Source organism: Pelagicoccus enzymogenes (genome assembly GCF_014803405.1).
Lineage (GTDB): Bacteria > Verrucomicrobiota > Verrucomicrobiia > Opitutales > Opitutaceae > Pelagicoccus > Pelagicoccus enzymogenes.
Genome location: NZ_JACYFG010000035.1, coordinates 102,332 through 127,522 on the forward strand (window position 1 = coordinate 102,332; position 25,191 = coordinate 127,522).

The window sequence follows — 25,191 nt, forward strand, 5'->3', positions numbered from 1 at the left end:
GCAAAGGTCACGAAGAAAAGCGCCGGGCCTTTCGATTCTAGCGGATTGCCGCGTCGGCAAGCGCCCCCCAAAAAACGAAGTTGCCGCTCCCGCGCAAGTTCCCCACAAGCAAAGCAACGATCCGTTCGTCTCCCCCCACATGAAGAAATTCCTGCAACTGCTCACCCTCTCCGCCATGTCCCTCTCCGCTTCCCTTTCCTCCGCTGCCCTCGAGGTCGGCAGCGAAGTCGCCAATTTCGCCGCCAACGACGACACGGGCGAAATCTGGACCGTCGCCGAGCACCTCGGCAAAAAGAACATCGTCGTCTACTTCTACCCGGCGGCTATGACCGGAGGCTGCACCGCCCAAGCCTGCGCCTACCGAGACTACTCCACCAACCTCGACAAGGCAGACGCCATCGTAGTCGGCGTGAGCGGCGACTCCGTCAAAGGCCTATCCCTCTTCAAAGAAGCGCACAACTTGAACTTCCCGCTTCTCTCCGACCCCAACGGCTCAATCGCCGCCATTTTCGGCGTTCCTACCCGTGCCGGCGGCTCGCTGGAACGCGAAGTCAATGGCGACATGCACACCTTTTTCCGCAACCTCACCACTTCCCGCTGGACCTTCATCATCGGCAAGGACGGCAAGATCATCTACAAGAACGAGGAAGTGAACGCCCGCGAGGACACCGCCACCGTGCTCGCCGTTCTCGAGAAGAATAAGTAGATGCCCCTGCGCGAGCGCCACCTCGAGCTCACCAAGGAACCGCTTTCCCCCAAGGTCCGCAGCTTCCTCGAAGCTGCGGACCTGTTTTGTAACGACTTTTTCGATACGGGAGCGAACAAGAGGATCCCTCGCTTCTTGCCCGCCGACTACGAGCTGGTCTGCCGCGGCTTGAAAACGTTGAAGGACGGTGAGCTCCTTCTCGGCAATCGCTTCTGCGAATGGGGCAGCGGACTGGGCATTGCGACTTGCTTGGCATCGTTGTCAGGATACGAGGCCCATGGCATCGAGATCGAACCCGAACTTGTCAAACGCTCCCGAACCCTCGCCGCTCAACAGCAAGTTCCTGCCCTCTTTCTGGAAAGCAGCTTCTTGCCGAAAGGTTTCGACTTTTTGCAGACGCAAGGCGGACGCGAGCTGATGACGCCCGCAAACGCCCGCAGCGAGAGCTTCGCCTACGAGGACTGCGACTGGCAGCTCGACGATATCGACCTCTTCTACGCCTACCCTTGGCCGGAGGAGCAACAGTCCCACCTCGACCTCTTCGAATCCGTAGCAGCGGACGGAGCGTATTTGCTCTGCTATTACGGCGACAACGATCTCTGCGCCTATCAAAAGGTGTGAAAATCCGTAGCGCTGTTCCAAGCCTCAGGCGACACCCCTCACCTTAGCCAGGGCCCGCATGGCAGGATCAGGCGCCGACGATAATGTTCACGCCCCCTCTCATTCAGCCGAGGTAGGGCTGTCTGGCCCAGACAGCCGCAGCGCGCGCAAACGTATCGCTCCGACCATGATCCATTATCATGCAACGCTGCGGACAGGGCCCTTCGACGGAGCTCAGGCTGAACCAGTCCGCCCTACCACTGCTGCACGAACTCGATCTGCAAGCCCATCAAAGCCTGGCCCTTGGGCGGCGGAACGTAGGAAGCGAGACGTCCGTAGCCGGCCAGCACCTTGTTGTCGAATTCCCGGTCTCCGCTGCTGCGCACGATACGCACGTTGCGCACCGAACCGTTGGCCAAAATATCGCACACCACCAAGGCCGAGAGCTTCGCCCCGCGCGAAGGATGGCTCGCGACCGCTCGCTTGAGCGACGCTTTGAAACCAGCAATGTAGCTGCCCAAGGCGTCTTGGTCTGCTTGGCTGTAGCTAGCAATCTCCGCGGCGGGCAGGCTGCCGATCTGGATCCCTTCGAATTGCGGAACGTTGATCTTGGGACGACGGTTTGTGGTAGGAGCCGGGTTCTTGCGCACGTTCTTGATTTTGTCCGCATCCGGATTCTGGTTCAAAAAGTCCTCGAGACTCATCTGCTGCTGCTTGGGCGGAGTCACTTCCACCACTGGCTGCTCGCGCCTGACTACCGGCTCGGGCTTTGGTTCGGGCGGGACCTCCACCTCGATGGTGCGAACCGGACGCTCGGGCACCTGGATGTCGTCGAGCGTGGGCATGCTGTCTTCCACCGGGTCGTACTTGATGTCCTCGAGGGTCGGCTGCGACTGCGATTGTTGCTGCTGGGCAGCTCCTCCCGACGGTGGCGGCACCAGCTCGAATTGAAAAGGTTCCTTCTCCTGCTCGGCAAAGAACAGGACCCAGATCGCAGTCACCACCAACAGGGCCAAATGCACGCTCGCCGAGAAGACCAGCGGTCCCCTTTGCTCGTAAAACATGTTGGCGAGGCGAACGTCGTTCATCGCTTTGCTACCCTATTCCTTCTCCTTCGTGACGAAGTGAATCTTGCCGAGCTCGTACTCTTTGAGCAAGTCCATCAAGTTCATGATGCGCTGGTACGGCGTCTCCGCGTCCCCGCGAATGCTGATAACCGGGGCTTTGCTCATGGTGGCAAATCCCGCCAGCTCCCGCTCCAGCTCAGGCTCGCCCATCAGGTTTCCGTCCACCCGGTATCCATCTTTCAATACCGTGATGTCCACCGACTTCGGTTGCGCCTTCTCGCTGCTCTGCCCCGAAACCGGCAGGTCCACTTCCATGACTTGCTCCTTCTCGATGAGCGGCGTGCTGATCATGAAGATGATCAACAGGGCGAAGCCCAAGTCGATCAAAGCCGTCACGTTCAGCTCGGAGTTGGGCTCCAGCGAGCGTTTTCTATGAAAGGAGCGTGCCATCAGAAATCCGTTTCACTCTTTACCGTTCGAAATGCCCTTAACGGCTCTCCAGCTCGATCACGTCGGCCAAGGCGCTGGCGAAGTTCTCCAGCTCCGTAACCAAAATCTTGGTACGCGACAAAAGATAGTTGTATCCAAATACCGACGGGATCGCCACGCACAAACCGGCAACCGTGGTGAGCAAGGCTCCCGAAACGCCCGGAGCGAGGTTTTGCAGGGTCGCGTTCGACTGCAGCCCCATGGAGCCAAAGGCGTCCATCACGCCCCAAACCGTACCGAGCAGGCCGAAAAACGGGGCGCCGGAAACGATGGTTGCGAGGAAAACCATGCTCGACTCGTAGCTTAGCGTCTTGTTCGCCAAGGCCCGCTGCAAGGCGTTCTCCACATGCTCCACCCGAGCCGAGCGCAGCTGCTCGTCGGACTCGCCGTTCTTCGCTTGGATGCGGTGATAGGCATCCACCGCGTCGAGATAGAGAGCGGCGTAAGGCACTTGGCGCGGAGCCTTGAAGCTGGCGGGCGGGTTGAGGATGGAGGTCTGCCGGTGCAGGTTATGCTCGAATCCAAGGTTGAGCAGACGGAACTTTTTCAGCTCCCAATACTTCCCGATCATCACGGCCCAAGCGCAGACGCTGAAGAAGGCCAAGGCTATGATGATGAATTTACCTGCCAGGTTACTCTGGCTGAAATAAGTGAAGAGGCTCGCGGATTGGGCTAGAAGCACGGCGGTGATGAATTTGTTGTAGACGAAAAGGGACGAGCCGGAGGCATTCCGACACCCCTTTGAACGCAAGCGGAGCAATACGTTCAACAAATTTTCAACCGCTCCGTAAAATAGCTGCCATCCCTCAGGCTTTTACATCCAGCCTACACAAACAAATTCTATTGCGCTACCCGCCGCCCGACGCTTACTTCAGCGCTTTCTCTACCCCCTCTAATTTATGGACTACCGTCAAAGAGCTCTTCAGGAACTATCGGAAAATCGCAACAACCAGGCGGGCAAGCGCGTCGTGGTCGGACTGGATGGATTTGTGGATACAATCCTCCATCTCGTCGACAAGCGAAACGGCGCCGGGGAAAACTTCACCCGCCTGGAAACCATTTCCGACTTCGGCTCCCGCATCAGCGCGGCCGCCGGCAAGAGCGCCAACATCGAGATGTTCCCCCGCATGGAAAAGCTCGGCGGCAACGGCCCCATCATGGCCAACGCTCTTGTGGCCGCCGGATTCCCCCTCCGCTATATCGGCTCGCTGGGCAAGCCAAACGTCCATCCCGTCTTCCAAGAGTTCGCGGAAAAGACCAACACCGTCTCCATCTCCGACCCAGGGCTCACCAACGCGGTCGAGTTCACCGACGGCAAGATCATGATGGGCATCACCAAGTACCTCGAAGACATCACCTACGACGCCATCGTGGAAGCCATGGGCGAAGGCGCCCTGCTGGACGAGCTCTCGCGCAGCTCCCTCATCTCCTTGGTCAACTGGACCATGATCCCCAACATGACGCAGATCTTCGAGGACCTGCTCTCCAAAGCGCTGCCCAATCTCCCCCCGCTTGACGGCGGACGCTCCTTCTTCTTCGACCTGGCCGATCCGGAGAAACGCTCCACCTCCGACCTCGTTTCCGCGCTCAAGGTCATCTCCAAATTCCAGAATCACGGCAACGCCGTGCTCGGCCTCAACCTCGCCGAGGGCCAGCAGGTCAGCGAAGCCTTCCACATCGACGAATCTGGCGACGACGCGGATTCGCTCAAGCGCATGGCCGCCAAGATCCGCCGCGAGCTCGACCTCAAGATGGTCGTCGTTCACCCGAAGGAACGCGCCGCTTGCGCCACCAAGGACGGCGAATGGTGCGTCGAGGGGCCGTACGTGCAAAAGCCGAAGATCACCACCGGCGCCGGAGACCACTTCAACGCCGGCTTCATGACGGGACAGCAGCTCGGGCTCTCTCCCGAAGCCTGCCTCACCGTCGGCGTCTGCTTCTCCGGCTACTACGTGCGCACCGCCGTCAGTCCAAATCTTGACAACATCGAGACATTCCTTCGCGAGTGGAAGTAGTCCCATCGCTTATGAGCAAGAAGATTTCCTATCCCGGCACGTTCTTTACCTTCGAAGGCCCAGAAGGCAGCGGCAAGTCCACCCAAATCGAGCTCCTCGCAGAGGAGCTCCTCGGCATGGGCCACGAAGTCGTGGTCACCCGCGAGCCGGGTGGCACCGCGATCGGAGAGGAGATCCGCCATTTGCTCATCCACAGCGCCGCGGGCAAAGGCATGACTCCCGAAACCGAGCTGCTCCTCTTCGGGGCCGCTCGCGCCCAGCTCGTTCGCGAGCTCATCCTGCCTTCGCTCGAAAAGGGCTGCGTCGTCATCTGCGACCGCTTCCTGGACTCCACCACCGTCTACCAAGGCGCCGCTCGCAGCATCGCGACCGACCCGGTTTCCTTCATCAACCAGTTCGCCGTGGGCCCGGTCACTCCCGACCTCACCTTCATCCTCGACGTGCCGCACGAGGAATCCATGCGTCGCGTCAAGCGCCGCGCCACCGACATTCCGGACCGTATGGAGGAAGAAAACAGCGAGTTCTACAAAAAGGTACGCGACGGATACCTCTTGCTGGCAGGCTCCATGCCAGAGCGATTCCATGTCGTCGACGGAACCCGCCCTCTCGAAATCAACCAAGAGGAAATCCTCAAAACCGCCCTCGAGAACCTCTAGAATCGCGTGGGAAGCGGCCTTGCGCCGCGATCCTCCACCCGCTTTTCCTCCGCCGACAGTGACCGAAGCCACCGCGCCCACAGATCCACAAGCTCTCATCAACCGGGCCATGGCCGAAAACCGGCTCGCCCACGCCCTGCTCATCCACGGGCAAAACCTGTCCGTGGTCGAACGCTTCGCCACCGAGCTCTCCGCCCGGCTACTCGGCGTGCAGGCCTACGGCGACGAGCTGGAGGAAAAGCTCTTTCGCCATCCGGACGTCTTCACCCTGCGCCCTTCCAAGAAGTCCCGCGTCATTTCGGTGGACGACACCCGCGAAGCCATTCGCCAGATCCAGCATTCCCCGCAAGCGGGCGAGCGTAAAGTCGCTATCGTTTTCGAAGTCGACCGCTTCAACACCAGCGCCGCCAACGCCTTCCTCAAAACACTGGAAGAGCCGCCGCTGAACACCACGATCCTGCTGCTCACCACCCGCCCCCACTCCTTGCTGGCTACGATCCGCAGCCGCTGCCAACTCTTCCGCCTTCCCACCGCGGCCCACACTTTCGACGACCCCAGCGCCCAAGCTTGGCTCGAAGCCTACAAAAAGTGGCTGGAAGACCTGTTGACCGGCGGCCCCGGAGGCAAGCAAAGCATACCCCACTTCATCATCGGAGCCTATTCCCTCGTCGAACGATTCAGCGCCATCATCGGCGAACTCGGCAAGGCAGCCTGGAAAGACCAGTCCAAGAATTTGCCCGAAGACATGAAGGACGACGAGCGAATCGCCCTCGAGTCCCGTATCAGCATTTCCATACGTCAGGATTTTCTGGCCGCGATGGAGAACGCCACCGAGGTCCTCGCCCGCAAGAAGCTCTTCGACGATACCACGGTCCCGCAAAAGTTCATCGAGTCCGTGGAAGCCCTCGAAAACTCCACTAACCTGCTTCGCCTCAACATGAAGACCGAGGCCGTGCTCGAGTCCTACCTCCTGCGCACCCTCCGCATCTGGACGGCTAAAGCCTCCTGACCCAAAGCGTGCAAAGGTGGCGCGGCTTCTCCGAAGACGCTCTTTCCCTACAACCGCTCGCCGCAATTCCGGCAATACTTCGCCGTGTACTTGTGCCCGGTCTCCCCACAGGTTTCGCAGCGCCGCTCGTTCTTCTCCGTCGTCGTCGCCAAGGTCAGCTCCGCGGTCACAATCCCGGTGGGAACCGCGATCACCCCGTAGCCCGTGATCATGATCAGGGACGCGAACATTTGCCCCAAGGGAGTTTGCGGCGAGATGTCGCCGTAGCCCACCGTCGTCAAGGTGACAATCGCCCAGTAAACGCTCTTGGGGATGCTAGTGAAACCGTGTTCCGGCCCCTCGATCAAATACATGATCGAACCGAGAATCAGCACCATCGTCACCACCGCCATCACGAAAACGATGATCTTGCGCAAGCTCGCCTTGATCGCAGCGTAGAGCTGGTTCGCCTCCCCCACGAACTGCACCATCTTCAAGACCCGGAAAATCCGCAGCACGCGCAAGGCGCGGAACAGCATCAGGTAATGGGCGCCCGGCAGGAAAAGGTCCACGTAAGTCGGTAAAATCGACAGCAAGTCCACCAAACCGAAAAAGCTGAAGATATAGCGTAAGGGCTTTTTCGATACATAGATGCGAACAAAATACTCTAGGGTGAAGAGCCCGGTAAACACCCACTCCACAGCGTAAATCAGACCACCGTATTCCGCCCGTATCAACTCTACGCTGGCCAGCATTACGGTGATGACGCTCACAATAATCGCCAGAATCAGCAATACGTCGAAAAGCTTCTCCGCCGGCCGCGTCGAGTGAAAGATAATCAATCGACAGCGTTCGCGAAATTTGGACCAATGTTCAGGCGTTTCCTCTGGTTCCGGCATACCCCCAATGCAAAGCGCTTTTTTACCAAGCGACAAACCTTGATTGCATCAGTCGCTACAAGCCTCAGGGCGCGTCTTTAATCTAAGCTATTAGAAAGCGCAATTTTCGGGCCACCATCTCCTCGCCTCGCTTGCCCTTTGGGCAGATTCAGATTAACTTATACGCGCATCAGACGATGCAGCGACTACCCCGAAGCAACCCGCCTGGGGCCTTCCCCGCGAGCATTCGGGACAGCCGAAAAACGAGAACTCTTAAGCAGAAAGAGGGGGTATCATGTTTGGCAAGAAAAGCGTAGAAACACTCGTGGTCGGAGCAGGTCCGTGCGGCATGCTTGCCGCCTTGGCACTAGCGGATGGAGGCGATGACGTCATGATCGTCGATTCCGCCCCGCGCACCTGCACCAGCAGCAACGCCACCATCCTGCACCCCGAGACCCTCGTGCTGCTGCAACGCTTCGGCATCGCCGATCGGGTCGTCGCCTCCGGATACGCCATCCATCAGGTATCTATTTACGACGACGTCTGCCATCGCCAATCCGTGCACCTAAACCTTCATCCGCACGGTTTCCCCTTCGCCCTCAGCATTCCGCAATCCGAGTTGGAGGCCATCTTGGAGGACGAACTCAACGAAGCAGGCATGCACATTCTCTGGAACCATCGCGTTTCCGAATACGAGCCTGAGGATGGCGCCGTACAAATCACCGCCGACCGCTACTCGGACCGCGGCACCGGCTATGCGATCTCGCATATGGAACGTGTAATCGTAAAGTCGATACACCTCCAAGCCAAGACCCTCGTCGCCGCAGATGGCTACAATTCCATCCTCCATCGGCTAGCTGGACTCGAAAGCCAGCCGCTGGGCGAAGACCAGTTCTTCGTATCCTTCGAATTCGAGACAGACCGCGACCCTAGCCACACCTGCTTCTTGAGCATCAAGGAAGGACTGGCAACCGCCCAGCAACCGATAGAGGACGGCATCGCTCGACTCCAATTCCAGTACAAGGGGCTCACCTTACCGTCCCGCAATCGCGAAAAGGAACGCTCCTTCCTGCAGGACGCCGCAAACCTCCCCGACTATCTCGACGAAGAGCATTTCCACCAACTCGTCAAAGAACGCGTGCCCTGGAATGTTGGATACGTGAACAAACTGCGCTACCGAGCCGCCGTGCCCTTCAAGAAGCGCTACTTGCCCACGCCTCGCGCCGGGAACGTCTTCTTCCTGGGCGACTCCGCTCGCACCTTCGCGCCCCTCGGCAACCTTAGCCTCAATCTCGGCATGCAGGAGGCGGAAAGCCTCGCTCGCGTCCTGCTGGAAACGAAGGAGAGCGAACCGCGACTTCGCCAGCGAAAGCTCGACGAGCTTGGCGAACAGATGGCGCAAAATTGGAAGCGCTTGGTGAACCTCGACGCGACCACCCGCCCCGGCGTATCCGCCGATCCTTGGGTCGCAAACAACCGGGCCCGTATCCTCCGGGCGATGCCCGCCTCTGCGGAGTCGCTCGACGAACTCGCCCGACAACTGCGACTCGAGGTCAAAAGCGCCAAGGACCACCACGTCTTGGCCTAGCGAACGCCCACTGAGTTTCCCGAAAGCCGCTTCTCGGCAGGAAGCGGCCTCGCGGCGCGATTTTCAGTACTGATAATCACGCCGCGTTCTATGAGGAGCGATTCCTTTTTGGTCGCCAACATTGCCACCCTGCCTAGCGTCCTCCGGCGTGAAAGATCTTAGCGAGCCAGAAGCGCAACTCGTAGCCGAACACCAAGCCAACCTGCTCTTCTCAGCAGAGCGATTCTTCGAACGCGGCCGCATCCCTAAGGCCATCCGCCGCGCCTTTCTCAAAACGCCGCGCCACAGCTTCGCCCCCAAGTTCTACTCCTCCCAAAAGCGCGAATGGATCGACCTCTCGAAAGCGCCGATCAAAGAGCATATCGCCGAAATCTATTCCGACCACCCGCTTTGCATCTATCGCGACGCTAACGGCCGCTCCCTCTCGACCGTCTCCCAACCTTCCCTCGTGCTCTACATGCTCGACCTGCTCGAGCTGGAGCAAGGTCACCGCATCATAGAACTCGGTGGCGGCAGCGGATGGAATGCGGCCCTCATGGGCCGTTTGGTCGGCGATTCTGGATACGTCAAAAGCATCGAAATCATCGAGGAGCTTGTAGCAGCAGCTCAATCAAGCCTCGCTGCCATGGGCCTTTCCCAAGTGGACTTTTGCGCCGGCGACGCCAGCCTTAGCGCCGAAACCTCCGAGCCCTTCGACCGCGGCGTATTCACAGCGAGCGCCTGGGAACTTCCTTCCTGCTTCTTTTCGCAGATCAAGGACGATGGACTATTGCTTTTCGTACTGAAGGCCCAACCGCACTACGACTTGCTCTGCCTCCTTAAAAAAACGGAATCAGGCGTATTCACGAGCGACCTACACTTCCCCTGCAGCTTCGTCCCCGTGACCGGGTCACAAACCATCCCCGAGCAATCGCCTCGCCCTATTTCCGAAACCGGCCTGGCCCTCGCGAGCGAGTTAACTTGGGACTCCATCAAGATTCCCGCCCCTTCCATCCCCCAATTCCTCGAATTTCTAAAACTGGTTTACGACTGCCAGCACACCTACTTGCTGCCGAACCACGGACAGGACTTCGACGAAGAGTTCTGGGGAGTCCTCGATCCGTCGGGAAAAAGTCTCGTCATCTTCAACGAGGATAGACTGCTCGTCTACGGAGAAGAAGATTGCCTCATCCAAGTACGCCGGGCCGCGAAGCGCTGGCAAAAAGCGGGCTGCCCCGAAATCGAGGATCTCAAGCTTTCTTTCCACGCGAGCGCCGCCACACTGGCCCCCAACAACGATCAATGGCTCGTGAAACGGGGCGAAACGACACTTCTCTGGAGCCTCTAGGAAAAAGGAGAACAACCCCACAACCGATCATCCCCCATCCCTAATCGATCCAGCCCGCTTGACAGCAAAGACTACAGATGTAGTCTTATTGTGATGAAACGCTTACCCCTCTTGTTTTGCTCCTCCTTCCTGGCCTTGGCCGAAGCTTCGGAATTCATCCCGCCGAGTAATCTAAAATGCGTCGAAGCGCTCGGTAATATCGAATCGATTCCTTCGGAGCTCCGTACCCTCTTTCTCGATACAGTTGATATCGCCCCTATCCCCGCGCCGGGTAGCAACGACTGGCTCGCATCGCATCGCGAACGCGGGCAAACCTTCCCTCAGTTCAAGGCGGGAAACTTCAACGTACCGGACAAGGACCGCCCCTACCTATACCTTCAACCCATCGGAGAAGAGAGCATCAGCGACGCAGACAAAGAGCTTCTCGCGAACTACTGTAGCGACTTCTTCAATACCGAGGTCCGGCTCATGGACTCCCTTCGCGTCGACCCCAACCGTATCCGCAGCCGCGTCAACGCCTTCACCTCCGAGCCTCAGCTCAACGCAAAGGATATTCTTACCGTTCTCGACTTGAACAAACCCAAGGACGCCTACGCGATTATCGCTTTCAGCGAAACTGACCTCTATCCTGACGAGTCCTGGAACTTCGTATTCGGCATGGCGAACCTGCAAAAAAGCGTAGGCGTTTTTAGCTTCGCTCGCTACGGCGACCGCGACAAAGACGGCACGCTCTATTTACAACGGGCCCTAAAAGTGATGACCCATGAAATCGGCCACATGTATGGGATGATGCACTGCACCTACTACCACTGCCTCATGAATGGATCGAACAACCTGAGCGAAACCGACCGCTCGCCCATGCACCTCTGCCCCGTCTGCTTGCGCAAGCTTCATGAAGCCACCCAGCCCGACCACATCATGCGCTACACCAAACTCAAGAAGACCTACCAATCGCTCGAATTCACCGACGCTGCCGACTTCGCCCGCAGCCGCGTAGAGCAACTCCTGAAAGCAGCCCTCCAGTAATCTCCAAAAAATCGAAAGCTCCCAGCCCCGCTAAATCATCCCCAAACCCCAATGAAAAAAACGCTCGTTCCGCTGGCGCTACTCTTGGCCCAATCCCTCTTCTCCTGCATCAATCCCGGCGATCCACGCTACGCGGAGCTGCTCGCCGATAGACACATGCACCAACTGCTGGAGGAATTGAGCCCTCCCAACCATTCGGATACTCCAATCGATCTGCCAGCATTGAAAGCAGAGCTGAAACTCTCCGTTCCGGATGCGGAAACAACAAGCATCGGGGACGTTGACCCCTCGAATTTCTCGATTGATTCCAATTTCGAGGAGTTGGCGGAAAGCTTGAAACGCAATCCAAACTACTGGCAGTTGCGAGCAGAGACGCTCCAGAGGGACGCCACCGAAAAAGAGCCCAAATTCTCCGTCATGAACGAATACGCCTCCGCCCTCATATTCACCGGCGAATACAAAGGAGCGATCCAAACGCTAAAAAAACAGGAACGACTCTACCCAAACCAATATCAGACCGCAACCAACCTGGGCACCGCCTACGAATTGAGCGGCAACCTGAAGCAGGCCAAAAAGTGGATCGCCGAGGGACAAAAGCGAAACCCAGCATCCCACCAAGGTTCCGAATGGATACACAGCGCAATTCTCGACGCCAAAATTGCTCTCGGTAAAAATTCCCGCTGGCTAGATACCCACTACGTTTCGGCATTGGAATTGGACTGGTCCGACAACAAAAATCGTGCCCGCACCCGGGACGCGATACTGGTGCAGCTCAGCGAACGCCTCGTGTTCGTCAGAGCTCCCAATCCCATCGTCTCGAGCCTCTTCTTTGAGCTCGGCACCATCTACGAGTACGAAGACTCCATTCAGCACGCTGAGGTATTTTACCGAAAGTCATTGGAATTTGGAGACCTTCGCAAAAACGAGATTGCAGGCCAGAGGAGGCAACGGGACTTCAAAACGACTTACCTCAGGCTCATCGAATCCGCCCGCTCCGAGGTGCTGCGAAAAGCGATCAAGATTGCGAGCGAAAAGCCGGACGAAGACTGTTGCCACGCTGTGAGACGCTACGGTCAAGGCCTGCTGGATATCGACATGCGCTCAAGCCATAACGTCGAGTCTTTGACCTACCAAAATCCGAGCTTCTGGACCGCTCTTCTGCAAATGCCACCTGACAACCAATTGATCGATTCCATCCTCGTATCCCTCTACCTCCGATCCGGAGAACTCGACAAGGCGAGGCGAATTACGACCTCGCTATCCCCTTTTACCTTCGGAGAGGGGCTAACCGAGAATTTTGGGACCCATTCGATGCAAATGCTCACGAGCGAACTAGACGAATTCTACGAGCTGCAAGCTCAACGTATCCAATCTGGAATACAACAACACGACCAAGGAAACAAGGAAGCAGCTATCCGCATCTATAAAACGGTCACCGACGTTTTTCCGAAGTCCGTCTGGGCTAATTGGGAAATTGCGCTCAGCTCTCCAACATTCTTGGAAGACAGCCTTAGCGACAAGTCCCGCAGCCTTTCCCAAAAGATCCAGTCCCTCGACCCATTGTTCATGATTGGTGGAAACTACTCCGGCAGCCGCGAAATAACCCAGATGCTGCTCCGCATGGAATTGCGAGATCTCGGATCCAAGAACCTTAGCTTGGAAGAGCGTTACTACAAGTACGCCGACAACGCCCTGCTGCTCGAACAACACGGTCTGGCTGCATACCTCTATTGGAAAGCGGCGCCGATCCTAAAGCATCCCACCTTAAATAGAGAGGAGCTCCTCGGCCGTTTTCTTTACTGCATGGAAAAACTGGGGCACCAAGCTATCGTATCCATATTTTCAGACAATCTTTCCGATGAAATAGACAAAACGCAGGGCTTCGTCGACGCGGCTTACCAAGCGTTCACGAGAAACTAGTTTCCTCTACTTCTGGTGAAGCCCCCAAAATAAAGGTTCATCTCCAAAAGCAGTGGAAATTGCTGGCTATGCATTCGGTCCAACTGTGGGAAGCGGCCTCGTGCCGCGATTGGGCAAGATCGATCGTGCCACAAGGGCACTTCCCACAATAGGATCTCTCCCCAAAAAAATGGTGATCCCCCCAAAGACCGCTACCTGAATGGTCTGCGGCCCGCAAAACTCAAGATCGAGAGACGCTCAGCTTAGATCCGATAACTCGAGCTTTTGTAAGCTTGGAACTTGGTCCAGACCGCGTCGCGCTGAAAACCGGTTTGCGCTGCGGTCTGCAGCAAGCTGCAAGCCTGCGCATCGCTCGGAGAAGCAGCATATTCGATCCGCGCTCCGCGAACGCTCCTGCCGGCGATCGAGCTAGCTGCGTCAACGCGGAATTTCCCCCTTCACTTTCCGCCATGACTCTTCAAGCTGCGGCCCTTTCAAACCAATGACCTGACTGCCGATCCGCGCGTCACTATCGTAAAATCATTCCTTCCTTTGACCTTTCCCCTCGAGCCAGCCACCGACACTAAAGATCCAGATGCCCTTTTGGAACGATTTCTCGACTACACTGCCGAGAAAGGCATCGAGCTCTACCCGGCCCAGGAGGAGGCCATCCTCGAGATCTTCGCGGGCAAGCACGTCATCCTCAACACCCCGACCGGTTCCGGCAAGTCGCTCGTCGCGGCCGCCATGCACTTCTACTCGGCCTCGCTCGGACGCCGCTCCGTCTACACCTGCCCCATCAAAGCCTTGGTCAACGAGAAGTTCCTCGCCCTTTGCCGCGACTTCGGACCGGAAAACGTGGGCATGATGACCGGAGACGCCTCCGTCAACCGCAACGCCCCCATCCTTTGCTGCACCGCCGAAATCCTATCCAACATCGCCTTGCGCGACGGCGAGAAGGCTAAGGTGCACGACGTCATCATGGACGAGTTCCACTATTACTCGGACCACGAGCGCGGCGTCGCCTGGCAAGTTCCGCTCCTCACCCTGCCCCAATCCAAATTCCTGCTCATCTCGGCCACCCTTGGAGAAACCGCTTTCTTCTCGCGCGGCCTAGAGGACCTGACCGGAGTGGAGTGCGTCACTGTATCCAGCAAACAACGACCGGTCCCTCTCGAATTTTCCTACCTCGAAATACCCATGGTGGAGGCCCTCGACAAGCTGCGGGAGCAAAACAAGCTTCCCTGCTACATCGTGCACTTCACCCAACGGGCCGCCTCCGACACCGCGCAAAACTTGCTCAGCTACAACGCCTGCAGCAAGGAGGAAAAGGAGTTGATCAAAGAGGAGCTCAAAGGCGTCGAATTTACCAGCCCCTTTGGCAAGGAAATCAAGAAGTGCCTCCTCAACGGCATCGGTCTCCACCACGCCGGACTCCTGCCCAAGTACCGCGTCCTCGTGGAAAAATTCGCCCAGAAAGGACTGCTCAAGTTCATCTGCGGCACCGACACTCTCGGCGTCGGCGTCAACGTCCCCATCCGCACCGTCCTCTTCACCCAGCTTTGCAAGTACGGGGGGCGCAAGACCTCCATCCTCTCCGCTCGCGACTTCCACCAAATTTCAGGAAGAGCCGGGCGCAAAGGGTATGACGATCATGGATACGTCGTCGCGCTCGCCCCCGAGCACGTCATCGAGAACAAGCGAGCCGAAGCCAGAGCCGGGAACGACGCCAAGAAAAAGAAGAAGCTGGTCAAAAAGAAACCGCCCGCCAAAGGCTTCGTGCAGTGGGACGAGGAAACTTACGACAAGCTTCAGAAAGCTCCCGCCGAGCCGCTCGAATCTCGCTTCGCCGTGTCGCACGGCATGCTGCTCAACGTGCTCAGCCGCGAGGGCGACGGCTGCCGGGCCATGCGCAAGCTCATCAACGACTCGCACAACCTTCCCGGAACCAAGCCTGCCCTCCGCAAGAAAGCCTTCCAGCTTTTCCGAGCCCTCGTGGAGCGCGAGATCATCGAAATCGCCCCTCCCGGCAGCAGCGGACAAAAGCTCACCCTCAACGTCGAGCTGCAGGACGACTTCTCGCTCAACCAAACCCTATCCCTCTACTGCGTCGACACCCTAGCCCTGCTCGATCCCAAGGACCCCGAGTACGCGCTGAAGCTATTGAGCCTGGCGGAGTCGATTCTCGAAAACCCGGACGTCATCCTGCGCAAGCAACTCGACAAGCTAAAGACCGAAAAGATGGCCGAGATGAAAGCGGACGGCATCGAATACGACGAGCGTATCGAAAAACTGGAGTCGATGGAATACCCCAAGCCGGAAGCCGACTTCATCTACGAGACCTTCAACGAATTCGCTCGCAAGCACCCCTGGGTTGGGTCCGAAAACATCAAGCCCAAGTCCATCGCTCGCGAAATGTTCGAGCGCTACAGCAGCTTTTCCGACTACATCAAGCTCTACGGCCTGCAGCGAGCCGAAGGCCTGGTGCTGCGTCACATCACCAACGTCTATCGCGTTCTCGAAAACACCATTCCGGAAGGGTTCCGCGACGATCAGGTCGACGAGATGATCATCTACTTCGAGCACCTGCTCCGCCACGTCGACTCCAGCCTCATCGACGAATGGGAGCTCATGCGCAATCCAGAATACCAAGCCAGCACGCTCGACGCAGACTCGCTTCCCGACACCGAGAGAGCCTCCGATATCACGCGCGACCGCTCCTCATTCACTCGGCTCATCCGCAACGAACTCTTCAGCTTTATCAGCCTCCTCGCCGCCGGCCAATACAAGGAGCTCGAGGACAGCTACGACCTCGCCCCGCTCTTTAGCGAAACGCACGACGAGACGCCCAAGTGGATGGACGTCGAACTGGAAAACCGCATGACTTCCTACTACGAATCCAGATCCTGGATACGCCTTGATCCTGCCGCCCGCAACAAGGAGCACACCCACATCACGATTTCCGATGACCGCCAAAGCTGGACGGTCGAGCAAATGCTGATCGACCCCGAAGAGCTGAACGACTGGGCCCTCACCGCTGAGGTCGATGTGCCCGCCTCCAAAGCAGCGGAAAAAGTAATCTTCAAGCTCGTAAGCCTCAAGCCCATCTCCTGAGCCTCCTCGCCCTTCACCCTTCCACATTCACAACTCACCCTTTCTCCCATGCTTCCCGCACTTTCCTATACAACGCTCGAGGAATTCGAAGACGACTACGTCGCCGCTTTGATCGAAGAAGCAGCCGAACTCTCCCAAGAACACACTTGGTGGAACCAGCCTTTCCAGCTCGCCGCCGATGAGCGAAATCCTAACCTGCTCAGCGGCAGCACCAAGCTGATGCACCGCTACCTGACCAAGGCTGACGGGCAAGCGAGCAAAGTCGACTACCGCGACGACGTCTTGATGGGAGCCGTCGACACCCTCACCTTGCTCGAGATGCTAACCCTGCTCAGCAAAGAGCACGAATTCACCTGGCAAGTTTTCATCCCCTCCGACCCTCGCCCCAAACCGGTAGGCAGAATTCGGGAAGGAGAAATCGAGCCTCGCCTCTTCGAGCTGATCATGCCAGAGGTCGATGCTCTCGAAATCACCGAGGCCGAGCTGGAAGACCAAGAGCTGCACCAAAAGCTCCGAAACAAATACGGTCTATAAAATTGCCTTTTCCAATACAACTTGATGCCTGACACCCCGCAACCATCCCATCCACCCGTCATCAACCGCGATCATTGGGAGCAGGTATCAGGCGACTACAGCAATCAAGTTCTCAGCGTTTTCGAGAACGACAAGCAACACTTGGTCGCCCGCAGCATCGAGGCTTTCGCTCAAAAGCATCCCGGCGCCACCGCGGCGGACCTCGGTTGCGGAGTCGGCCAATTCACGCCCACCCTCGCTCGCTTGTTCAAGACGGTGGTCGCCTGCGACCTCGCCTCCACAGGGGTTCAAGCCACCCGCCAACGTTGCGCCTCCTACGAAAACGTAAGCTCGCACCGTCTCGACCTCAGCGAAGACCCCATGCCCTTCGAGCCCGTCGACTTCGCCCTCTGCGTCAACGTACTCATCATGCCATCGCTCGACGAACGCCTGCGGGCTTGGCGCTGCGTGACCAACCAAGTCGTGAGCGGCGGCACCCTCCTGCTTGTGCTCCCCTCGCTAGAGTCCGTGCAAATGGATCTCATCCAACGCGTCGACAACCTGATCGACCAAGGGCACAGCTGCGAAGAAGCCTTGGCCCAAGGCCAATCTTCCCGGGCAAGCTCCCAAGACCTGCAACAAGGGATTCATCGCCTGGACGGATTGCCGACCAAACACTATTTCCAAGACGAGATCGAATACCTGCTCGGCGAACACCAGTTCGACGTGCAAGAAATGCTCAAAATCGAGTATTCAAATTCTAGAGACGCAGACTCGTGGGACTGGCTCGTCCGCGCCGTGCGACGCTAGGAAACACCCGCGTAAATTCCGCCCCCCCCACAACAGCCCCACGTGGGAGCGTTCTTGTCACGCGATTCCAAGCAGAGCACCCCGCTTCAAAAAGGTTCGCCAACAAAAGCAGTGGATTTGCTGTTTACCCGTAGGGCCGTCGCTTGTCGTAGAGCTTGAGCTAAGCCGAAAGGCGACGTGCCGCAGATCCCTACTTAAGTATCCTGCATTGCGGCGTGGCGCGAGCGCCAGCCCTACGCTCGAGAGCGTCTGCCCGCAAATTGTCGATGACCTTCAGAAAAGCGACTTCAACTTGGCCAAAGTCGAATAGCGTCGGGACAAGGACTCACGCGGCAGATTCGGTATTCGCTCCACGAAAAAGAAGTCGAGGACCAGCTTCGTATCCTCCAACTCGGCTCCGAGCTGCAGCAATTCAGCCTTGAATTTCGACTCGGCCAATTTGCCTCGAGGCAACTCGCCTTCCTTCACCGCGATCACGATCCCCGGCCGAATGCCCGCCTTGGCATTCAAGGAAACCAGCTTAGCCATTTCCACCTTTTCGTGACGCTCGAAAACGGGCTCGCAACGAGCCGGAATGTAGCGACCGAAAGACGTCCTGACCACCTCCGAACTGCGTCCGCACAAGCGGAGCGCCCCGGCCTCGTCGCGAAACGCCAGCAGCGGTTCGTCCGTCTTTCCCGCAAGCTGCCCCACTGCCGGTCCCTGCAGACGCAACTCTCCCACGCAGCCGTGCTTCACTTCGCAACGGTCCCCAGCGCTGCCGTTCCCCCACTCCGTCACGCGAGCCTCGAGCCCGGCTTGCAGCGGCCCCATGGCATAGCCGACCTCGCCCTTTTCGCTGGCCGACCCGCTCTCGGGCCACGGGCGAACGGCCGCCACCGGAGCGGCCGAGACGCCAAACAAAGAATAGAATTCAGCCCTCGGAAACGCCGCTCGCAAACGGCTACATAACGACTGCCGCAAGCTCGTATCCGTTTCCACGAAGACCTGCTTCACGGACGCGAATCGCATCTCTCGCGACTCGCACGCCTGCAGGAAACGCATCCAGCCCTCCACGTCATCTCTCAATCGGGAGACTCCCAACTCCTCCACAGCGGAAGCGACGCCTGCCCAACAATCTCCCTCTAGCGTGCCAAACCCGGCGTCAACGACTGCCGTGCAGACTCCCAAACTCGGAAAGAGCACACACGAAAGCGCATCCGTAGCGATCTCCGTATCCTCCGATCCAATACGAAAAGCGGATTCGTAAGTTCGCAACAGCAAGCCAATCTGCCTTGGCTCAAAACGCACCCTCTCCACCTCGCCGCGACGACTCTTGCTGAAACAGCAAACCGACGAGCGAAGCGGACTTGCGGAATCGCTCGCCATTTGGCTGCTTTTGACCGCCGACGCGAGCCGCAGCAAAGGGCTCCTCACTTCCAAAATTTCGCATTGGCTGCCGAAGGCTCTCCGGCACGCTCCCAAGGCGACGCTGGAGACGACAGCCACTGTTGGATTCCAGCCTTCGTAGTTTGCCGGCAGTTCGAGAGCCTCGTCCGCGAGCCCAAGCTCCGCTCCCATTTTCAGCAGAGCATGTGCCGCCGCGACCTTGGCCAAGCCGCACGGAAGCCACAATAGAACCCGATCCTCGGAACTCACCCCGAGGGAGCGAAAGCGTTTCACCCACGCATCGCGCTCCAGTCTCAGATCAGAAAACGCAAGCGACAGGTAGCGCGACGCCTCGCCGCGCTTGGTACGCGGGTCCCTCAGGTACATCGCCGGATCCTCGGCCCTGAAAGCCGCGACCGACTCGAACCGCTCGATCAAATCATAGCCGTCGGCCGCGATGTCTTCGCTCGAACGAGAGGTCCACCCCGCGGAACCAATCTTGGCTTCCCCTTTCTTCGGATCTATCAGATTCTTAGCAAATTGCATTAACCTATAATTCGCGCCACTCCCTGCAATAGATGCGCCACGCCGCCGCCTTATTCCGAAAAACCGCCCAGAACCCTCCGCGAAGATCCGCCAGGAAGGCCTTTGCAGGGCTGGCTTGCTGCATCGCCCTCTTCCTGTTCACCCCACAGCCACGGGCCTCCGACCAGGCTCTTTCTCACGCCGCCCTCTTCGCCCCCAACAAAACCTTTCTCTATTTCGCCCAAGGCTCGCAGCTCACCTCCGACGATCCTTCAAGCTTTTCCCTGCAAAACGCAGCATTCCTCGCGCAATGCAGCTTGCTTATCTACGTCAAGGAACCGGAGTTCATCACCGACACGCTGCAGGAGGCAGGCTTCGGGCAAACTGAAATATTCGACACGGAGGGCACCTTCGCCTTTCTCAGCGAAAGCGAAGCGCACATCGTCATCACCTTCCGCGGCACCGAGTCCGGCGATCGAGCAGATTACCTAACCGATTCAAAGTTCAACCAGACTGCCTTTTCCGAGCACGGCACCGCCCACTCCGGTTTCGTGGAAGCCCTCGCCCAAGTCGCCCCTGACCTGCTCGACACCCTCGGCGCTCGATCCGAAGCCGCGCCCCAGAAAACGGTTTGGCTGACCGGACACAGTCTCGGCGGAGCCCTCGCAACCTTGTTCGCCTTGCAAAACCCAGATCAGGTAGACGCCGTTTACACCGTCGGAGCTCCCCGCACCATGGGCCGCAAACTAGCAGCCCACTGGGAGGACAAGCTGCCGCTTTTCCGCGTAGTGAACAACAACGACATCGTGCCTCGCTTACCCACTCCCCCTTTCTACGAACACCTCGGCCCGACCTATTTCCTGACTGCCGATCGCAGCCTAATCGTTGATCCAACCGGCAGCAAAGCTTTCAAAGAACGCTTTCGCGGCCACAAGAAGTTCATGAAGCGCCTCGTCACCGAACACTGGCTGCAAAAGGACTTCTCCGCCATTCCCTCGGACTACTTCGTCGACCACTCGCCGCGGCTCTACGCCGAAATCCTCATCGAGCTGGCTGACGAAAAGTAGGGCCGAAGCAGACTCTACCGTGTAAGACCTTCCATTGAAAACCTCGCGATCAACCGGTCTCCCATCGCGACGCAAGGTCGCTTCCCACAAGATGTAACACAAAAAGCTTACACCGCACCAGAGACCGCCCTGAATCGTTCTCAGCAACGTTATCAGTCATCACCAAATACAGTGGCAACCGCGGTCGCATTAGAAATCACTCCTGCAGCGCGGACGACACGAAGGTAGTCCCTATATGGTCGCACTCACCGGAAAGGACCGGTGAATGTGTCGGCTTCCAGCCTCGGTGCCACCCGGTCCGCTTCACCGGAGTCCCCCTCGAGCCCAACTGCAAGCTAGGAAATTCCCATTCCACTAAATCGACCGCATCCCCCCAAAAATCGGTTCATCCCATACGCAGAGGATTCGCTTTATTACCTGTAGGGCTAAACACTCACGACGTGCCGCAGGTCCCCACTTTGGAGTATCCTGCATTGCGGCGTGGCGCGAGCGTCAACCCTACGTTCGAGAGCGTCTCCCCGCAAATGGTGATGACCCCCAAAAAATCGGGAATATTCGCGGTCCCTTCCCCCTCTTTGCGGTATGCGAAACCCCTTGCTTCCGCCCCTGCTCGCGCTGCTTGCCCTCAGCGCCGGACTCCTAGTCGCCGGTTGCCAGACCGTGCCCGCCTACCAGCAACAGCACCTTTCCAAGCCGGGCATGACCTTCTCCGACTCGCTGGTCGAAGACTCGCAAACCAAGCTCACCGCCCAAATCGAGCCCGGCTCCCAAACCTCGGGCGGCGCCCAGGCATCCGGCTGCTCAGCCTGCCGCTAATGAAACACGCTCTCGCCCCGCTTCCGTCCCCAGCCCGGCTCCTTTGCGGAATCGGCTGCGTCGCCGCCATCGTCTTCGCAACGCCGAGCCGCGCATTCGACAGCGTCGAAACCTCGCTCGAATCGCTCGACAGCGAATTGTTCGCCGTCGAGCTGCTTACCCTCAGGGCCGAGCACGCCCTGGGCGACTGGGAACTGCAAGGCACCTTCTCGCTCAGCGAATACGACATCGACTTCCAGCCGGTATCCTTCGACCTGCTGGGCCAAGCCGCTCAGCTCAGGGAACAGGCTCGCTCCGCCAATCTAATCGCCAGCAAGGCAGTCGTCGACAAGCTCACTCTCGACTTCGGAATCGCTTACCGCGACGGCTTCTCCAACTATCGCTCCGTCTGGCTCGACACCTACTTCGACCAACACTTCGAGCCCCTGGAAGGCGTTCCGGGACATGAGCTGTACCAAGACGTTCAGCCTTCCGCTGCGAGCGTGACCACAGGCCTGAAGTGGGAATACCTGCCTGCCAACGCTGTCGCCAGCGTAAGCGTTTCGCGAATACAAGACAACGTTTCGCCAGGCTACGAGATCGACTTCGACGGCATCCGCCGCGGCGAACTGGTGCTCGCCACCACCTCCCTCAGTTTGGTGACAGAAAACGTTCTCACGCCACGCCTGCGATCTCGGATCGCTCTCACCGCCACCGAAACCTCCGCCCGCAGCCCCCGATACGCCGCTGAAATCGCGCTCAACGCCGCCCTAAGGGACCGTTGGATCTGGCGCAACAAGCTCGGAGGATCCACCGAAAACCCGCAATTCGACGCCCACTTCATCGAAAGCACGATCGAGTTCCACGCCAGCGACAGCTTCGCGATCTACCTCCAAGGGCGAAGCTACCAAGACAGCGGCGAGATCGAAAACGCGCTGCTGTTCACCACCGCAGCTCCCGAACTCGACAACGACTCCGTGGGAATCGGATTTCGCTACCTTGCCGAAAAATGGTCAGCCAAGGTATCGCTCCTGCACTCGCGTTCCCAATTCGTGGATACAAACGTCAACGTCGACTTTTTCAGAAATCTCTATGTCGACGCAGATTGGCTCACCCTGCAAGTCGCCCTCGGCAAACGATTCTAGCCAATGAAGCGAAACGCCTACCCATTCTGCCGCCTCGCCCTGCTCATGCTCGCCCTGAGCCAAGGCCTCACCGCCCAGCGCTATCGAGAGGGTGATCTCGTCGAAAACTTCAGTCTCGTCAACCGAGCCACCAATCTGCCCGTCAGCCTAGCCGACTTCGAGGGCAAAATCGTTTTCCTCGAGTGGTTCGCCTACTGGTGCCCCTTTTGCCAAGCGGCTGCCGAACAAGTCGAGACGGGCATCGTCGACTACTATAAGTCACGCAACGGAAATGCCCATGGCGTGCCCGTCATGCACGTAGGCATCAACCTGGAAGGCGGCAACGAGCCCCTGAGCCAACAGTTCATCAACCGATTCGGCATGGAGCTCGTGCTCAACGATTTCGACGCCAGCCTCGCCAACCGCTTTCAACCGGGCGGCCAACCCATCTTCGCCATCATCAACGGTACCGCGAACGCTTCCAGCCACCAGCAATGGGAACTCGTGTATTCCAGATTAGGATACGGGGACACCACCCATCCTATCACCGAATTCCGCAACGCGATCGACTCCGTGCAAGCAGCGCCCCAGGTAGAGCCGCCCTTCATCGAGGCCAATCCCCAACCCGCTCGCATCGGCACCGGTTCCACTCTCACCTTGTCAGTGTCAGCGATTGGACAAGACCTAAGCTACCAATGGTCCAAAGACGGCAGCCCTATCGCCAACGAAACAAACGCCCAACTGCAAATCCCCACCTCCACCGAAGCCGACTCCGGCTCCTACTCTGTGCAAGTCAGCAACGCCGGCGGGCAGGTCACAAGCGCCCCAGCGGAGCTTGAAGTCGTTCGCTCCCTCGCCGACTTCCTCAGCGACGCCGGTCTCTCGGGCCACGATCTAGCCCCCGAAGCCGATCCAGACCGCGACGGATTCCCCAACGCCCTCGAATACCTCGCCCAAAGCCACCCCAACTCCTTTTCCCAAAGGCCCAACGCAAGACTCGAAGTCATCGAAGTCGATAAAATCCCCACTATACGAATACAATTCGAGAGCAGTTCCGACACTATCGGATACCGTCTCGCTGCCCACTTCTGGTCCTACCCCGCTTCCGCTGGAAACGCGACACAGCCTCTTCCGCTCGGGAGCAACACCCTCATTGCCCAAGCCATCCCCTCCGGAGCAAAAACCTACCTCGCCCGCCTCGCAGCAATCCCTACCCCCTGACCCCCTGGAGGGACGGCTTCCACGCCGTCCGCGCTGCAAGATCAACCCCACCTCACCTCCCCCTGTAGGGACGGCTGAATGTCTCACTCCGTCTCGGCACCACGCCGTCCGCGTTGTAGGAGCGACCTTGGTCGCGAAAATCCACCCCACCCAACGAGCTAGCGGCCGCTGTCTCAGCGGACACTCTCCATCCGTTCCAAGCCAAGCCCAAGGTGGCGCGGCTCGTCCCGAGACGCTTCTCGTCTCCATCCCCATTTCCACCACCTCACCACCCCAACTGGAGGGACGGCTGAACGTGTCACTCCGTTCGGCACCACGCCGTCCGCGTTGTAGGAGCGACCTTGGTCGCGAAAAGCCAACCCACCCAACGAGCTAGCGGCCGCTGTCCCAGCGGACACTCTCCATCCGTTCCAAGCCAAGCCCAAGGTGGCGCGGCTCGTCCCGAGACGCTTCTCGTCTCCATCCCCAATTCCACCACCTCACCACCCCAACTGGAGGGACGGCTTCCACGCCGTCCGCGCTGCAGGATCAACCCCACCTCACCTCCCCCCGTGCGAACCCGCTGCGTCGAGCAGCCAGTCCACCGCCTTGCCCGCTTGCTCCACCTGCCAATCCTCCACCTTCCAATTCTCGCGCAAAAACCGCTCGAACGAGCGGGCCACCGCGTAGCTAGGCAGCGCAGACGGCAAGCGCCCCCCGTTTCGTTTCTCCAAATAGCTCAGGAAACGCTTTATCCGTTTCGGACTCCACGCCTCGTCCAATCCTGCGGGCGCGCCTGAAGCTATCCAAAGCTTGCGGGCACGGCGAAGCCACTCCGGCTGATCCGGTTCATTCGTCATACGGTTACGGGGTTTAGTGTTGGGTTCCTTGTCGCATAACTCGGGACAGCTCCACTTGAGTTATGCGACACCAACTTCGCCTAAGTCGTTGACAAACGCAACCGATCTAAGCATTTTCGCTTAAATTCTTGTCGCATAACCCCGGAAAATTAACCCGACAAATCTGACGCATAATATTACTGATATGCAAAACAAATGATTAGCAATCCACAGTTTTACGGTGTCACCATCTTGATCGGGTTCATCGTTTCGTTGGCTTTCAGAAAGGAAGAGCAAGCACCGAATTGGATGAAGTGGGTTTTGATCAGTGCTCCTTTGACTTGGACGCTGCTGGGAATAATTATGATCGTGTCCGTCGGAGATAAAAGTATAGACGGTATTCAGGATATCCTCACATATTTTGATGCTGGACGCTTCTTCGAAGCGAACGGTTACAGAAAAGCATTCTTCGTCATAGCTATTCTTTTCACTACCTACTTCAGCTTACTCTTCAGCTTCTGCTGGGCAGTAAAAAATAAAGCATATCAAGTCGGTGCTCACAACGTGCGCAAGCGCACGCCGTGAGACCTCAGCGTT

23 protein-coding genes are annotated in these 25,191 nt (G+C 58.2%); 17 read left to right on the forward strand and 6 right to left on the reverse strand.

The features are described 5' to 3' along the window. The first annotated feature begins 139 nt into the window (after positions 1-139). Positions 140-706, forward strand: a complete 567-nt coding sequence (locus tag IEN85_RS12230; protein ID WP_191617371.1) for a peroxiredoxin — start codon at positions 140-142, stop codon at positions 704-706. Further along, positions 707-1,327, forward strand: a complete 621-nt coding sequence (locus IEN85_RS12235) for a hypothetical protein (protein WP_191617372.1) — start codon at positions 707-709, stop codon at positions 1,325-1,327. A gap of 233 nt (positions 1,328-1,560) precedes the next feature. Here the strand turns inward: IEN85_RS12235 and IEN85_RS12240 are convergent, their stop codons facing one another. From IEN85_RS12240 to IEN85_RS12250, 3 genes are read right to left on the reverse strand one after another with little or no spacing between them, the layout of a single operon-like run. After that, positions 1,561-2,394 (reverse strand): energy transducer TonB family protein, encoded by an 834-nt coding sequence (locus IEN85_RS12240; RefSeq protein ID WP_191617373.1) that lies wholly within the window; start codon positions 2,392-2,394, stop codon positions 1,561-1,563. Between the two features lie 12 nt (positions 2,395-2,406). Then, positions 2,407-2,823 (reverse strand): ExbD/TolR family protein, encoded by a 417-nt coding sequence (locus IEN85_RS12245; protein ID WP_191617374.1) that lies wholly within the window; start codon positions 2,821-2,823, stop codon positions 2,407-2,409. A 37-nt stretch (positions 2,824-2,860) separates the two neighbouring features. Further along, positions 2,861-3,631 carry a MotA/TolQ/ExbB proton channel family protein gene (locus IEN85_RS12250; RefSeq protein WP_224772600.1) on the reverse strand — a complete coding sequence of 257 codons (771 nt, stop codon included), beginning with the start codon at positions 3,629-3,631 and terminating at the stop codon, positions 2,861-2,863. Positions 3,632-3,761: 130 nt separating this feature from the next. On the opposite strand from IEN85_RS12250, the gene IEN85_RS12255 reads away from it, so the two are divergent. The 3 genes from IEN85_RS12255 to IEN85_RS12265 are packed head-to-tail and all read left to right on the forward strand — an operon-like array spanning position 3,762 to position 6,542. Continuing rightward, a complete protein-coding gene (locus IEN85_RS12255) occupies positions 3,762-4,877 on the forward strand; it encodes a PfkB family carbohydrate kinase (protein ID WP_191617375.1) in 1,116 nt (371 codons plus the stop codon). 11 nt (positions 4,878-4,888) lie between these two features. After that, positions 4,889-5,533 (forward strand): dTMP kinase, encoded by a 645-nt coding sequence (gene tmk / locus IEN85_RS12260; RefSeq protein ID WP_191617376.1) that lies wholly within the window; start codon positions 4,889-4,891, stop codon positions 5,531-5,533. A gap of 58 nt (positions 5,534-5,591) precedes the next feature. After that, positions 5,592-6,542, forward strand: a complete 951-nt coding sequence (locus IEN85_RS12265; RefSeq protein ID WP_191617377.1) for a DNA polymerase III subunit gamma/tau — start codon at positions 5,592-5,594, stop codon at positions 6,540-6,542. 47 nt (positions 6,543-6,589) lie between these two features. Here IEN85_RS12265 and IEN85_RS12270 read toward each other — a convergent pair whose 3' ends face one another. Further along, on the reverse strand, positions 6,590-7,420 hold the full coding sequence (locus IEN85_RS12270) for an ion transporter (protein WP_191617378.1): 831 nt from the start codon (positions 7,418-7,420) through the stop codon (positions 6,590-6,592). Between the two features lie 274 nt (positions 7,421-7,694). Between IEN85_RS12270 and IEN85_RS12275 the strand changes: the two genes are divergently transcribed. From IEN85_RS12275 to IEN85_RS12305, 7 genes are all read left to right on the forward strand, one after another. Further along, positions 7,695-8,987, forward strand: coding sequence for an FAD-dependent oxidoreductase (locus tag IEN85_RS12275; protein WP_191617379.1), 1,293 nt, complete (start codon positions 7,695-7,697; stop codon positions 8,985-8,987). A 148-nt stretch (positions 8,988-9,135) separates the two neighbouring features. Beyond that, a complete protein-coding gene (locus IEN85_RS12280) occupies positions 9,136-10,314 on the forward strand; it encodes a protein-L-isoaspartate O-methyltransferase family protein (protein ID WP_191617380.1) in 1,179 nt (392 codons plus the stop codon). A 93-nt stretch (positions 10,315-10,407) separates the two neighbouring features. Next, complete coding sequence (locus IEN85_RS12285; protein ID WP_191617381.1) at positions 10,408-11,340, forward strand: archaemetzincin; 933 nt, start codon at positions 10,408-10,410, stop codon at positions 11,338-11,340. A gap of 51 nt (positions 11,341-11,391) precedes the next feature. Further along, positions 11,392-13,260, forward strand: a complete 1,869-nt coding sequence (locus IEN85_RS12290; protein ID WP_191617382.1) for a tetratricopeptide repeat protein — start codon at positions 11,392-11,394, stop codon at positions 13,258-13,260. 531 nt (positions 13,261-13,791) lie between these two features. Further along, on the forward strand, positions 13,792-16,353 hold the full coding sequence (locus IEN85_RS12295; protein WP_191617383.1) for a DEAD/DEAH box helicase: 2,562 nt from the start codon (positions 13,792-13,794) through the stop codon (positions 16,351-16,353). A 48-nt stretch (positions 16,354-16,401) separates the two neighbouring features. Continuing rightward, positions 16,402-16,887, forward strand: a complete 486-nt coding sequence (locus IEN85_RS12300) for a hypothetical protein (RefSeq protein ID WP_191617384.1) — start codon at positions 16,402-16,404, stop codon at positions 16,885-16,887. 24 nt (positions 16,888-16,911) lie between these two features. Beyond that, positions 16,912-17,676, forward strand: a complete 765-nt coding sequence (locus tag IEN85_RS12305; RefSeq protein WP_191617385.1) for a class I SAM-dependent methyltransferase — start codon at positions 16,912-16,914, stop codon at positions 17,674-17,676. Between the two features lie 273 nt (positions 17,677-17,949). Here IEN85_RS12305 and IEN85_RS12310 read toward each other — a convergent pair whose 3' ends face one another. Then, on the reverse strand, positions 17,950-19,590 hold the full coding sequence (locus tag IEN85_RS12310) for an acyl-CoA synthetase family protein (protein WP_191617386.1): 1,641 nt from the start codon (positions 19,588-19,590) through the stop codon (positions 17,950-17,952). Positions 19,591-19,622: 32 nt separating this feature from the next. On the opposite strand from IEN85_RS12310, the gene IEN85_RS12315 reads away from it, so the two are divergent. The 4 genes from IEN85_RS12315 (at position 19,623) to IEN85_RS12330 (ending at position 23,776) form a co-directional block, all read left to right on the forward strand. After that, positions 19,623-20,636 (forward strand): lipase family protein, encoded by a 1,014-nt coding sequence (locus IEN85_RS12315; RefSeq protein WP_191617387.1) that lies wholly within the window; start codon positions 19,623-19,625, stop codon positions 20,634-20,636. 582 nt (positions 20,637-21,218) lie between these two features. Continuing rightward, a complete protein-coding gene (locus IEN85_RS12320; protein ID WP_191617388.1) occupies positions 21,219-21,452 on the forward strand; it encodes a hypothetical protein in 234 nt (77 codons plus the stop codon). After that, positions 21,452-22,576: a hypothetical protein gene (locus IEN85_RS12325; RefSeq protein ID WP_191617389.1), complete on the forward strand. Its 1,125-nt coding sequence runs from the start codon at positions 21,452-21,454 to the stop codon at positions 22,574-22,576. Before IEN85_RS12320 ends, IEN85_RS12325 begins: the two co-directional genes overlap by 1 nt. A gap of 3 nt (positions 22,577-22,579) precedes the next feature. Then, positions 22,580-23,776, forward strand: a complete 1,197-nt coding sequence (locus IEN85_RS12330) for an immunoglobulin domain-containing protein (protein ID WP_191617390.1) — start codon at positions 22,580-22,582, stop codon at positions 23,774-23,776. A 539-nt stretch (positions 23,777-24,315) separates the two neighbouring features. Here the strand turns inward: IEN85_RS12330 and IEN85_RS12335 are convergent. After that, entirely contained in the window at positions 24,316-24,615 is a 300-nt protein-coding gene (locus IEN85_RS12335) for a hypothetical protein (RefSeq protein WP_191617391.1), read from the reverse strand. 195 nt (positions 24,616-24,810) lie between these two features. On the opposite strand from IEN85_RS12335, the gene IEN85_RS12340 reads away from it, so the two are divergent. Next, a complete protein-coding gene (locus IEN85_RS12340) occupies positions 24,811-25,179 on the forward strand; it encodes a hypothetical protein (protein ID WP_191616623.1) in 369 nt (122 codons plus the stop codon). The last annotated feature ends 12 nt before the right edge of the window (positions 25,180-25,191 follow it).